The organism is Neobacillus niacini, assembly GCF_023715785.1.
Lineage (GTDB): Bacteria > Bacillota > Bacilli > Bacillales > Cytobacillaceae > Neobacillus > Neobacillus niacini_E.
This window is the reverse complement of the sequence record NZ_JAMBOX010000001.1, coordinates 131,139-144,135: the sequence shown is the minus strand read 5'-3', so window position 1 is coordinate 144,135 and position 12,997 is coordinate 131,139. Positions and strand designations below refer to the sequence as shown.

Annotated in this window: 13 protein-coding genes; 12 read left to right on the top strand and 1 reads right to left on the bottom strand. The window is 40.6% G+C overall.

The window, feature by feature from the left end:
* Positions 1-8: 8 nt before the first annotated feature.
* The 9 genes from M3234_RS00815 (at position 9) to M3234_RS00775 (ending at position 8,808) form a co-directional block, all read left to right on the top strand.
* Positions 9-716: a glycosyltransferase family 2 protein gene (locus M3234_RS00815; RefSeq protein WP_262302856.1), complete on the top strand. Its 708-nt coding sequence runs from the start codon at positions 9-11 to the stop codon at positions 714-716.
* A 122-nt stretch (positions 717-838) separates the two neighbouring features.
* A complete protein-coding gene (gene rfbA / locus M3234_RS00810) occupies positions 839-1,717 on the top strand; it encodes a glucose-1-phosphate thymidylyltransferase RfbA (RefSeq protein WP_262302855.1) in 879 nt (292 codons plus the stop codon).
* Positions 1,718-1,731: 14 nt separating this feature from the next.
* Complete coding sequence (gene rfbC, locus M3234_RS00805) at positions 1,732-2,292, top strand: dTDP-4-dehydrorhamnose 3,5-epimerase (RefSeq protein WP_262302854.1); 561 nt, start codon at positions 1,732-1,734, stop codon at positions 2,290-2,292.
* Between the two features lie 11 nt (positions 2,293-2,303).
* Positions 2,304-3,326 (top strand): dTDP-glucose 4,6-dehydratase, encoded by a 1,023-nt coding sequence (gene rfbB / locus M3234_RS00800; RefSeq protein WP_262302853.1) that lies wholly within the window; start codon positions 2,304-2,306, stop codon positions 3,324-3,326.
* The gene (rfbD, locus tag M3234_RS00795; protein WP_262302852.1) at positions 3,326-4,165 is read left to right on the top strand and encodes a dTDP-4-dehydrorhamnose reductase; all 840 of its coding nucleotides are present in this window, start codon (positions 3,326-3,328) and stop codon (positions 4,163-4,165) included. The genes rfbB and rfbD overlap by 1 nt, the downstream gene beginning before the upstream one ends.
* Before the next feature lie 324 nt (positions 4,166-4,489).
* Positions 4,490-5,587 carry a glycosyltransferase family 4 protein gene (locus M3234_RS00790; protein WP_262302851.1) on the top strand — a complete coding sequence of 366 codons (1,098 nt, stop codon included), beginning with the start codon at positions 4,490-4,492 and terminating at the stop codon, positions 5,585-5,587.
* Positions 5,588-5,741: 154 nt separating this feature from the next.
* Positions 5,742-6,803, top strand: a complete 1,062-nt coding sequence (locus M3234_RS00785) for a glycosyltransferase family 4 protein (RefSeq protein ID WP_262302850.1) — start codon at positions 5,742-5,744, stop codon at positions 6,801-6,803.
* 156 nt (positions 6,804-6,959) lie between these two features.
* Positions 6,960-7,283 carry a hypothetical protein gene (locus M3234_RS00780; RefSeq protein WP_262302849.1) on the top strand — a complete coding sequence of 108 codons (324 nt, stop codon included), beginning with the start codon at positions 6,960-6,962 and terminating at the stop codon, positions 7,281-7,283.
* Positions 7,270-8,808: an LTA synthase family protein gene (locus tag M3234_RS00775; protein ID WP_262302848.1), complete on the top strand. Its 1,539-nt coding sequence runs from the start codon at positions 7,270-7,272 to the stop codon at positions 8,806-8,808. Before M3234_RS00780 ends, M3234_RS00775 begins: the two co-directional genes overlap by 14 nt.
* A gap of 129 nt (positions 8,809-8,937) precedes the next feature.
* Here M3234_RS00775 and M3234_RS00770 read toward each other — a convergent pair whose 3' ends face one another.
* Positions 8,938-9,582 carry a YigZ family protein gene (locus M3234_RS00770; protein ID WP_262302847.1) on the bottom strand — a complete coding sequence of 215 codons (645 nt, stop codon included), beginning with the start codon at positions 9,580-9,582 and terminating at the stop codon, positions 8,938-8,940.
* A 262-nt stretch (positions 9,583-9,844) separates the two neighbouring features.
* On the opposite strand from M3234_RS00770, the gene M3234_RS00765 reads away from it, so the two are divergent.
* The 3 genes from M3234_RS00765 (at position 9,845) to M3234_RS00755 (ending at position 12,825) form a co-directional block, all read left to right on the top strand.
* Complete coding sequence (locus M3234_RS00765) at positions 9,845-10,987, top strand: sensor histidine kinase (RefSeq protein WP_262302846.1); 1,143 nt, start codon at positions 9,845-9,847, stop codon at positions 10,985-10,987.
* 174 nt (positions 10,988-11,161) lie between these two features.
* Entirely contained in the window at positions 11,162-11,845 is a 684-nt protein-coding gene (locus M3234_RS00760; protein ID WP_262302845.1) for a response regulator transcription factor, read from the top strand.
* Positions 11,846-11,985: 140 nt separating this feature from the next.
* Positions 11,986-12,825 (top strand): DegV family protein, encoded by an 840-nt coding sequence (locus M3234_RS00755; protein ID WP_262302844.1) that lies wholly within the window; start codon positions 11,986-11,988, stop codon positions 12,823-12,825.
* Positions 12,826-12,997 lie beyond the last annotated feature (172 nt).

The following is a 12,997-nucleotide window of genomic DNA, read 5'->3' as shown; positions in this document are numbered from 1 at the left end:
GCTATTCCATGAATATATCTGTTTGTATCGCAACATATAATGGTGAAAAGTTCATAAAAAGGCAACTCGATTCCATCATAAAGCAGCTTAAACAGGATGATGAAATTATTATGGTGGATGATAGGTCAAAGGATCAGACTGTACAGGTTGTGAAGGATACTTATGGGAATCGGATAAAGGTCTATGTGAATGAAAAAAACCTGGGTGCAATTAAGAGTTTTGAAAAGGCGATATCCTTGGCGAGAGGGGATATCCTTTTTCTGTGTGACCAGGATGATATCTGGGAAGAGGTTAAAGTGAAAACTGTTCTGGCTGCTTTTGAACATCAGCAGGCTGATCTTGTGGTCCACGATGCATATGTTGTTGATGGCGATTTAAACATCCTAAATCCTTCATGGAATGATTATAATCATAACAACATAAACCAAGGAATTTTTGGGAATATTTTAAAAAACGCCTATACCGGGGCCTTTATGGCCTTTAAACGGGAACTAGTGTCTGACATCTTACCATTTCCATCCACTATTGAAATGCATGACCAATGGATAGCCCTTGTCAGTTTGTTGAAAAAGAAGAAAATTGTTTTCATCAAAAAACCGTTAATGAAATACGTCCGACATGGCGGCAATGTTACTGGGATGAAAAAACGCCCGTTATCAGTGCAAATTAGAGGAAGACTGCGGACGATTTCTGCAATAATGGGCTATAAACGTTAATATTATAACTTTTTTGTTACATTTTTGTACGGCTTTGGCTTTTATAGGCATCCTTCCTTATAATGGGGTAGGAATATTTTGACGGTTTTATCCGTTTATCTTAAAAAGAGGAGTTGGCTTTTATGAAAGGTATCATTCTTGCGGGCGGCAGCGGCACGCGACTTTATCCGTTAACAAGGGTAGTGTCCAAACAGCTTTTGCCTGTCTACGATAAACCGATGATTTATTACCCATTATCCGTATTAATGCTGGCTGGGATTAAGGACATTTTAATTATCTCGACACCGGAGGATACACCGCGATTTGAACAAATTCTCGGAGATGGCTCAGATTTGGGTATGAACTTTACATACAAGATTCAACCACATCCAGGGGGATTAGCACAGGCGTTCATTTTGGGAGACGAATTTATCGGCGATGATAATGTTGCCTTAGTTCTTGGTGACAACATATTTTATGGACATGGCTTAACAAATTTACTAAGAAATGCTGCAGCCCGTGAAACAGGAGCAACTGTGTTCGGGTATTATGTCAATGATCCTGAACGCTTCGGCGTAGTGGAGTTTGATGAGAACGGAAAAGCTGTTTCTATTGAAGAAAAGCCGGAAGTTCCAAAATCAAATTATGCAGTAACCGGATTGTATTTTTACGATAATCGGGTGGTTAACATTGCAAAAAGCATTCAGCCTTCCGCACGTGGTGAATTGGAAATCACCGACGTTAATAAAGCCTATCTTGAAATGGGCGAGTTGAGTGTAGAGCTGCTAGGCCGCGGCTACGCTTGGCTAGATACCGGTACACATGCTTCCTTGTTAGAAGCATCACAATTTATTGAAACAGTAGAGAAGCGTCAATCATTAAAAATTGCTTGTCTTGAAGAGATTGCATACAAGATGGGCTATATTACAAAAGAGAAACTTATTGAATTGGCAGAGCCGCTGAAGAAAAATCAATATGGGCAATATCTGATTAAGATTGCGAATCAGACAAGTAATTTATAAGTGAGGTCGGATTCATGAATATCATTGATACAAAATTACCTGGTGTAAAGATTTTGGAACCGAAAGTTTTCGGTGACCACCGCGGTTATTTTATGGAAAGCTATAATAAAGAAATGTTTGAAAAACTGGGGTTGCATTATGATTTTGTTCAGGACAACCAGTCATTGTCAGCACCAACCGGTACCTTGAGAGGTTTGCATTTCCAGCTGAATCCGAAGGCTCAAACAAAAGTAGTCCGCTGTATTACGGGTGCGATTTATGATGTTGCAGTCGACATCCGCGAAGGGTCTCCTACCTACGGTCAGTGGGTAGGCGTCATCCTTAGTACCGAAAATAAACGCCAGTTGCTCGTCCCAAAGGGATTCGCGCACGGTTTTTGCACATTGGTGCCTGACACCACTGTTGCTTATAAGGTTGATGAATATTATTCACCTGAGCATGACGGCGGAATTCTGTGGAATGACCCGGATTTGGGAATTGATTGGCCAACCAACAATCCAATCCTTTCGGAAAAAGATACAAAGCATCCAAGATTAAAGGATGCATCCCATCTTAACTTTGTGTTTGAAAAATAGGAGGCAGGAATATGAAGTTATTAGTAACAGGCGGGGCTGGCTTTATTGGCAGCAACTTTGTCCGCTATATGGTAAATAAATACCCGGAATATACGATTGTCAATTTGGATTTATTAACGTACGCAGGCAACCTTGAGAATTTAAAGGATATTGAAAATAAACCAAACTACAAGTTTGTCCGCGGCGATATCGCTAACCGTGATTTTATTCAGGGTCTTTTCCAGGAAGAGAAGTTTGATTATGTATTGAACTTTGCAGCGGAATCTCACGTTGACCGCAGCATAACCGACCCAGGGATTTTTGTGCAAACGAATATTCAAGGAACTTTAGCGTTGTTGGATGCGGCGAAATCCTTTGGAGTTAAAAAATACCTTCAGGTTTCAACGGACGAAGTATACGGAACTTTGGGTGAAACAGGCTATTTTACAGAAGAAACGCCATTGGCAGCAAACAGCCCTTACAGTGCAAGTAAAGCAGGAGCTGATTTGTTGGTTCGTGCTTACCATGAAACATTCGGGCTTCCGGTTAATATTACCCGTTGCTCCAATAACTATGGACCATTCCATTTCCCGGAGAAACTGATTCCGTTAATGATTATCAATGCCTTGAATGACAAGGAGCTTCCGGTGTATGGCGATGGACTGAATGTCCGTGACTGGCTGCACGTGGAAGATCACTGCCAGGCCATTGACCTTGTCCTACATAAGGGCCGTGATGGCGAGGTTTATAATGTCGGCGGCAATAACGAACGGACCAATATTGACATTGTCAAAACGATTCTTAAGCATCTTGGCAAGCCTGAATCGCTGATTAAATTTGTAAAAGATCGTCCGGGACACGACCGCCGCTACGCAATTGATGCAACAAAGCTGCGCACAGAGCTGGGCTGGTCGCCAAAGTATAATTTTGATACCGGCATTGAACAAACAATTAATTGGTATTTAAATAACCGTGAATGGTGGGAAAACATCATTTCTGGTGAATACCAGGACTATTTCAAATCCCAATATGGCGAGAGACTAGGTGTAGAATAATGAAAGTTATAGTTACAGGTGCTGCAGGCCAACTAGGGCAGGATGTACTCCTGGAATTGGAGCGAAAAAACCATCAAGCCATTGGTACTGACCGCGATGACTTAGATATAACGATTGAAGGGGATGTACAAGCGTTTATCGCTGAAGTGAAGCCGGACGTCATTCTTCATTGCGCTGCTTATACCAATGTGGATGCTGCGGAAGCGGATGAAGAAACAGCCTACCGGGTCAACGGACTCGGGACTAAGAATTTGGCCCTTGCAGCCAAGCAAATAGGCGCTAAAATGCTGTATATCAGTACAGATTATGTGTTTGACGGTACAGGCACTGAACCATATGAGGTTGACGACCCGACAAAGCCGTTAGGGGCATATGGAAGAACGAAGTTAGCTGGAGAAGAATTTGTCCAGGAACTGTTGGAGCAATTCTTTATTGTCCGGACAGCGTGGGTTTTTGGTGCCTATGGCCACAATTTTGTGAAAACCATGCTTCGCCTTGGCAAAGAACGCGGTGAAGTTGGTGTGGTTCATGATCAGGTGGGCTCGCCAACCTATACTGTCGATTTGGCTAAATTCATGGTGGAACTTATGGAAACAGAAAAGTACGGGATTTATCATGCCACAAACAGCGGCGTCTGCTCATGGTATGAATTTGCAGTAGAAATTTTCAAACAGGCTGGCCTGAATGTGAAGGTCAATCCGCTGACAACTGAGCAATTCCCAAGGCCAGCCGCAAGGCCGAAGTATTCGGTTTTAAGCAAGAAGAAAATTGAAGCGCAAGGATTTACGCCTCTGCCAAATTGGCAAGATGCCTTAACTGCATATTTAAAAGAAGTTTGAGAATGAAAAAAAAGGACGCATTGTGGTAACATTAATGTGTCCTTTTTCTTTTTTTAAAATTTATAAAAAGTAGGTAACTTTCTTCACAATGTTTCGTCTAAATAATAGGTTAAGTCATTTACCATTAGACTGGATGCTTGTACATAAGAACCATCTTTTCTTGCAAATTCCAGACGATGGCAAAATTAATAGTTTCATTGATACAAAGACTGTGCTATAATCCATTAGGAGTATTTTATCGAAATTTGGCATTTTTATTCATTGAAAAAATAAAAATTTCAAGGTGTTAATAAAAATGACCATGTAAAAACTCGGAGGGTCTATATGTTATATTTAACTTTATTTTTGTGTTTTTGTGCTTCGATCTTCCTTACACCGTTAGTAAAGAAATTAGCCTTTAAAATTGGCGCTACTGATAAACCAAATCAAAGGAAAGTTCACCAAAAAATTATGCCCCGCTTAGGTGGATTGGCTATTTATATTAGTTTTATATTGGGATTATTGATTATTCAGCCAATCGATAATTTTAATACGCTGCTGATAAACCCAATTGGAAATGTACACGTAGCCCTGATACTCGGCAGTTTTATCATTATCCTTACCGGAGCAATTGATGATGTGAAGGAAATTTCAGCGAAAGTAAAACTGCTGGGACAAATACTTGCCTCTCTAGTTATTATCGTTATCGGTGATATTAAAGTAGAGTTCATTAACCTGCCATTTGGCGGAGGACAGTTGGATTTTGGAATCTTTAGTATACCGTTTACCATGATTTGGATTGTTGGCATTACCAACGCGATCAATTTAATTGATGGATTAGATGGTTTAGCAGGCGGTGTTTCTTCAATTGCTTTATTCTCTATTGCAGGAATAGCTTATATGACTGGTAACCCATATGTAACAGTTATAGCATTAATTGCTGCATTTTCTACCCTAGGGTTCCTTATTTATAATTTCCATCCGGCTAAGATTTTTATGGGTGATACAGGGGCTTTGTTTTTAGGATTCTTAATAAGTGTTCTTTCCTTGTTAGGCCTAAAAAGTGTTACGGTTATGTCACTGGTTATTCCAGTAATTATCCTTGGAGTTCCAATTTCTGATACTTTCTTTGCAATTATCCGCAGACTTGTGAATAAGCAGCCTTTATCTGCTCCTGATAAATCCCATTTACATCATTGTTTGCTAAGATCTGGATACACTCATCGACAGACAGTTTTAATGATTTATGCAATGAGTGCCATTTTTGGACTAGCTGGATTTATATTTTCACAAGCAACAATTCGTGGGTCAGTAATCATTCTCATAACAATATTAATTATTATAGAGCTTTTCGTTGAGAAAATTGGTCTTGTACGAGAAGATTACAAGCCGCTACTAAAACTGATTCAAGGATTTAGACCGGCAAGTATGCGTAATAAGTAAACATTTTAAAAAGGGGGTTTTGTACCCTCTTTTTTATTTTGGTGATATTTTTAAAAGTAATTCAAAAAACATTTAAAGACTTCAGTTTTTTTACAACATATATAGTGTTTTCTATTCCTTGTAACTGGGCAAACTTAAAACAAGGAGGATTTCTATGTTTTTTCTTACCTTGATAGTATGTTTTGCCTTTTCGATTATCATTACGCCACTTATAAAAAAATTTGCTTTTTTGATTGGTGCTACAGATAGGCCTAACCATCGGAAGGTACACCAGTCTGTAATGCCTAGACTGGGCGGTTTGGCTATTTTTATTAGTTTTTTAATAGGCTTAATCATCCTGCGTCCAGTAAACGAGTTTTCATTGGCGATACTTGCTGGCTGTCTAATTATCATCATCACTGGTCTTTTGGATGACCTTCTTGAATTGCCTGCACGCTATAAGCTTATTGGTCAAATAGCGTCAGCTTGTACGGTCGTTTTTTGGGGAGATCTGCAGGTTGTGTTTATCAACCTCCCATTTGGAGCTCAACTTCAATTTGGCCTCTTAAGTATTCCTTTTACGATTCTGTGGATTGTAGGAATCACGAACGCCATCAATTTAATTGACGGCCTTGACGGGTTGGCAGCGGGGGTGTCTTCCATAGCATTGATCACCATCTCAGGTATTGCATTTCTTCAGGGGAACATTTATGTGGCAACTGTTGGACTAATTGTCATTGCCAGCACTTTGGGCTTTCTAATTTATAATTTCCATCCTGCAAAAATTTTTATGGGGGATACAGGAGCTCTTTTTTTAGGCTATATCATCTCAGTTTTATCTCTCCTTGGCTTTAAAAATGTTACCTTCATTTCGCTTATCATTCCCGTTATTATTTTGGCCGTTCCGATTTCTGATACTTTCTTTGCGATTTTGAGACGGATTATTCATAAAAAACCATTGGGCGCCCCTGATAAGCAGCATTTGCACCATTGTATGATGAGAATGGGTTATTCCCATCGGCAAACGGTTCTTCTGATATATGCAATGTCTGCTTTTTTTGGTATGGTTGCCTTGATTTTTTCCCAAGCACGCATCGGCGGAGCACTCATTTTAATCGCGATTCTCATTTTACTAATTGAAATCACAGCCGAAAAGATTGGGCTGGTCGGGAGAAATTACCGACCAATTCTCAACATTTTACAAATATTAAGAACAGGCATAGCGAAGGGAGAATAATGTTCTCTCTTTTTTTTGAAAAAATATCCGTTTCCATAGTTTACCTTTGAAAAAATATAAATTTGTCTTAAAATAAGATTTACATTCTTAATATTTAATTAACAAAAATATAGAGTTATTTAAAAGGGGTAAATATTTTTAATTGGAGGATAAATTATGACTTTTAACGAGGTAATGGCATTAATTATGCCTTCAGTTATAGCTTTATTACTTTATTCAAAAGTGGTGCCGGAAAATACGCATTTTTTTAATGGGCTAGGTTTTCTTGCATTATGTATGATGATTACGAACAGTATTTGTTACGCTGTTTTAATTTACTTTAAAAAAACGTTGCTCTTTATCTTTACACCTGCTTTTACTCTGAAATATAGTGTTCTTGCAACAGGTGTAGCCATTATAGTTGCATTTGTATATCGATTTTTTGAATTAAACCTTAGCATTAATCTTAAAGTGGTGTCCATAAAAGATGAAGAAAAATAAAGTAATTAATAGTGCAGTGGCAGTTTTCTTTTTGTTTTTAACTTCCTTATTAGTTTCAGCAACGATATATATTAAAGTTAATTTTCCAACCCAAAATATGGATGAAATGATTTTTTATCTCTTTAATGGAGTTAAAGGAACTTCGATTGATGTAGTCATTAATGCCATTATAAAAAGCTTAATGCCATTTTTAATTTTCTTTATTTTATTATTAATCCCGATTAAACCCTTTAAAAGAAAAAATGTTATCGTTGTGAAATATAAAGATAAAAACTTCAGTGTTACATTACTACCGATTAAACCTAAGTTGGCCTATTCATCGATAATGTTGATTTTATCTTTGATGGTTGCTTACTATTTGTTGGGTGTGCATGATTATTTCCAGCGTTTAACAAGTTATTCATCAATAATAGATGACCATTATGTAGATGGAAAAGACGTTTCGATTTCATTTCCTAAAGATAAAAGGAATTTAATCATCTTATATATAGAATCCGCAGAAAGCACTTTTATTGATAAGAATAGCGGAGGGGGATGGGATTACACTGTAATCCCGGAGCTAGAAAGTATAGCGAATGAAAATATTAATTTCTCTAATTCCGATAAAATTGGAGGTGCCCTCCCTACCCATGGTACAGGCTGGACAGTTGCTGGACTTATTTCTACAACATCCGGTATTCCATTAAAAATTCCCGGGCATGGAAATGAGTATACGAATTCTGATAACTTTTTAGCCGGTGCTTATACCTTAGGGGATATCTTGGAGAAGGAAGGCTATAACCAAGAGGTAATGTTTGGTTCAGATGCTAGCTTTGGCGGACGCAATAATTATTATATCAAACATGGGAACCATAAAGTGTTTGATTATTACACTGCGATTGATGAGGGAAAAATGAGTGAAAGTGAAAAAGTTTGGTGGGGATTTGAAGATTCTCGTTTATTTGATTGGGCTAAGGAGGAAATAACCCATTTGGCAAGTTTGGATAAGCCATTTAACTTTACCTTTTTAACAGCCAACACACATTTCCCGGATGGCTATGTAGAGACAGGGACGGAGACCTTATTCGAAAGTCAGTACGAAAATGTCTTTGCCCATACCTCTAAGCAAGTTTTTGAATTTGTATCTTGGCTGAAAAATCAGCATTTTTATGAGGACACGACAATAATTATCACGGGGGATCATCATAGTATGCAGGACCCCGAATTTTTCAAGTCCCATATTTATGATGGCTATGAGAGAACTATTTATAATGCCTTTATTAATTCGGCAATCGAGCCGATAAATCCTAAAAACAGATTGTTCACGCAATTAGATATGTTTCCGACAATCTTAGCCAGCATTGGCGTCGAAATAGAGGGGGACCGGCTAGGATTGGGCACAAATTTATTCTCCAATCGAAATACTTTAGCGGAAGAAGCAGGGGTTAAGCATCTTGATGTAGAACTCGGGAAAAATTCAAAATTTTACAATACAACTATTTTGCAAAGTGATTACTTAGAATTAATGAAAAAAGCAAAAAAGTAAGACTTAAAAGGGCCTCTAATTTGAGAGCCCTTATTTGGTATTTTCTACATTCTTCGTTTTTATGTTAAATCTCATTTTTTTCCCAATTGTGTTCTTTATTCAGTCCATCTATAATTCACATAAAGAAACCTATGGGGATCTTACAAAGTCTTCCTCAAGGTAAACCGTATCGCCATGTTGGAAACTGGCCTGGCCGTTGGTACATTCAATCATCCAGTCGATGAAGGCCTGAATGCGATTTTCATCAACGTAGGCTTCTATTTCGACGACATCCAAGTAGTGAATTTCTTTGATTGTATACTCGGAGGCGCGCAGTTCCTTTTCGATTTTCCCAAGCCAGGTATAATCGATTTTTACATGCATAATTTGTACTAGTCGCCTTTCGACGATACCGACTGCCTCGAGACCTTCTGATGTCGATTTTCCGTAAGCGCGGATCAGGCCACCTGCGCCAAGCTTGATCCCGCCGAAATAGCGGGTGACAACGACGACTGTGTCCTTGAGGTTTCGCTTTTTTAACACCTCTAAGATCGGGACGCCTGCGGTTCCACTCGGTTCGCCGTCATCGTTGGCCTTTTGGATTTGGTCGTGCTCGCCAATAAGGTAGGCCGAGCAGTTGTGGGTGGCGTTCCAGTGTTGCTTTTTTATCGCCTGAATGAATTCCTGGGCCGCTTGTTCTGTTTCTGCTCTAGCTATATGGGCAATAAATCGTGATTTTTGAATAACAATTTCATGTTCACCGGTTTGTTTTACCGTTAGATATCGGGGCAGCATGTGATCTCCTTTCTTTTTTAAAAAAAATTAATGTAATATACCTATAATATAGGTGTAAAGTTCGAATGATATAATAAATATAGTTAATAAAACCACATTCATAGGTTTAAGGGAGTAGTTTAGTATAATAAGTATACTACTTTTTTACGAAAATGAGGTAATGGCCTGCAAAAATGAGTCTTAACCTTAGCCAATAAATTGAAACAGTGGTAAAGTATGTTAAAGACCTAAAGGGAAAATGAATGACCCGGAGGAGTCCGTTATGAAAATGATGCAAATGAACATTAAATCGATCGATGAAATCCGCGAGGAAATGCTTGATACGGTCACGGTCAGCAAAAGTGATATCTTCCGAATCAGCGAACAATGTCGTCAGGACTATGACAACATTACTAATGAACTGGCTTCGATTAAGCAAGTGATGGTGAAGCTTAACGAGGAAGGTACCCAGCTGGAGGAACTGGTCAAAGCAGCAAGGCACAAACTCTCGGAAGTAAGCATGAATTTTAAAAAGTATTCCGAAGAAGAGGTGCGTGAGGCATACGAAAAAGCGCATCAGCTGCAAATGGACCTATCGATCAATCTCCAGTACAAAAAGCAGCTGCTGGAAAAACGCGATGAGCTTGAGCGCCGGCTGAACAGCATACATCAAACGATTGAACGGGCTGAGCAGCTGATTTCGCAAATTAGTGTCGTGATGAATTATTTGCAAAGTGACCTGAAACAATTTGGCGAAGCGTTTGAAACGGCAAAAGCCAAGCAGGACCTCGGCCTGAAGGTGATAGAAGCCCAGGAAGAAGAGCGCAAACGGCTTTCCCGGGATATTCACGATGGACCGGCGCAAATGCTGGCCAATGTGATTGTCCGCTCCGATTTGGTGGAACGTGTATATCGGGAGCGGGGAGGCGATGAGGCACTTGCCGAAATTCAAAGCTTTAAAAAAATGGTGCGATCCGCCCTATATGAAGTACGCAGAATTATTTACGACCTGCGTCCGATGGCTCTCGATGATTTGGGGCTCGTTCCTACTCTCAGAAAGTATTTGCGCACCATCGAAGAATATCATAACAACTCTAGCATTGAATTTGAAAATATTGGACAGGAGCGCCGGCTGCCGGCCAAGTATGAAGTAGCTCTGTTCCGCCTGATTCAGGAATCCGTACAAAACTCGTTGAAACATGCCAATGCCTGCCAAATCAAGGTTAAACTCGAAATCACCAACACCACGGTCAACGTGCTGATCAAGGACAATGGCATCGGTTTTGATACCAGCAAGAAGAAGGAAGGCTCCTTCGGGATGATTGGCATGCGCGAACGTGCCGAATTGCTGGAGGGGAAAATTACCTTCGACTCCAAAATCGGCAAGGGCACCTCAGTCCACATCCAGGTTCCGCTAAGTTCTTAACAAATTTTTTTAAAAAAAGTTTCTTGATGGCGGTGTCAGGCACCGATGGCACGGTTAACACTGTGCCTAGTCAGTAATTGGTGTCAGGCACCGAGTACCATTCATTTTAAAAATATTATCGATCCGTAACACTTACTCCAATGGGAAATTTGAACAGATTAGGGGGAGTTACACATGACAACCAAAATTATTATTATTGATGATCACCAGCTTTTTAGAGAAGGTGTTAAGAGAATATTAGAGTTTGAGAAATCGTTCCAGGTTGTGGCCGAGGGCGATGATGGCAGTGAGGCATTGACGCTGGTCGAGGAACACCGTCCCGATGTTGTCATCATGGACATCAATATGCCGCAAATGAACGGCGTCGAGGCAACTCGAGAGCTGATTGGAAAATATCCGGACACAAAGGTTATTATACTATCCATTCATGACGATGAAAATTATGTGACCCATGCCCTGCAAACCGGGGCATGCGGCTATCTGCTAAAGGAAATGGATGCCGATGCATTGATTGAAGCGGTGCGTGTTGTGGCTGATGGCGGCTCTTATCTGCATCCTAAGGTGACCCATAATTTGGTCAATGAATACCGTAAGCTTGCCGCAGGTGTTTCGCGTGGGGGTTCCTATGGCCAAACCGTAGAAATCCGCCGTCCATTGCATTTGCTGACACGCCGCGAGTGCGAGGTATTGCAAATGCTGGCAGATGGGAAAAGCAATCGCGGCATTGGCGAATCGTTATATATCAGTGAAAAAACAGTTAAAAACCACGTATCTAACATTTTGCAAAAAATGAACGTCAACGACCGCACCCAAGCCGTAGTTGTTGCAATTAAAAATGGCTGGGTGGAAGTACGCTAAATATGGTTGAGAGGGGCACGCGGACATAGCGTGTCCTTTTTATTTGCTCGATTTCTGTGGAAAAGAATGCATTTTATGTCTGTTTCATATACAATATTCTACAGACATATTTTCGTAAAAAATAAGGATGGTAATTATATATGAAAACGGCAATTGTCACGGATAGTACCGCGTACATACCGAAAGAAATACGGGACAAATGGAACATCCATATGGTCCCGTTAAATGTGATTTTCGGCGACCAACCGTATCAGGAAGAAGTCGATATCACGTGGCAGCAATTTTATGAAGAGGTAAAGACAAAGGAGCTGCCGACCACGTCCCAGCCGCCAATCGGCCAGTTTGTCGAATTATTTGAGAAGTTGGCTGAAGATTACGATGCCGTCATCAGCATTCATTTATCGAGCGGCATCAGCGGGACGTATCAAGGTGCCATCACGGCCGGAACAATGGTAGAAGGCATCAAGGTATATCCGTTTGACACGGAAGTCAGCTGCATGGTTCAGGGCTTTTATGCCCTTGAGGCGGCGGAATGGGCGTCTCACGATGTGGAGCCCGAGAAGATTATCGCTCGGTTGGAAGAGTTGAAGCACTCGGCAAGGGCTTATTTTATGGTCGACGATTTGGCCCACCTGCAGCGTGGCGGACGGCTGTCAGGTGCTGCTGCGCTAATCGGTAGCTTGCTGCAAGTGAAACCCATCCTGCACTTTCAGGACAAGGTCATTGTCCCGTTTGAAAAAATTCGCACCCGGAAAAAAGCAATGAAGCGAATTGAGGAGCTTCTCGGCGAGGATGCTATGGGAGGCGGTCGCTACCAGGCTGTCATTATCCACGCCAATCGCGAGGAAGAAGCCAAGGAGTGGAAGGCCGAGCTTGCGGCCCAGTACCCGAACGTTGACTTCTCTATCGGCTACTTTGGAGCTGTTATCGGCACCCACCTTGGGGAAGGTGCCATGGGCATGGGGTGGATGAGGAAATAGTTTTTAAGAGTTTACCTTTTAGCCAGGCTGCTGTGCCTGGCTTTTTGTATGTAACAGGGGGTGCGTTTTTTGGGAGAGTAATCTTCTGGAATTTGGTTTGGTGAATAACTACTGGAGTTCGGCGAATAACCCATAGAGTATGGCGAATAATGGACTCAGTTCGGCGAATAAC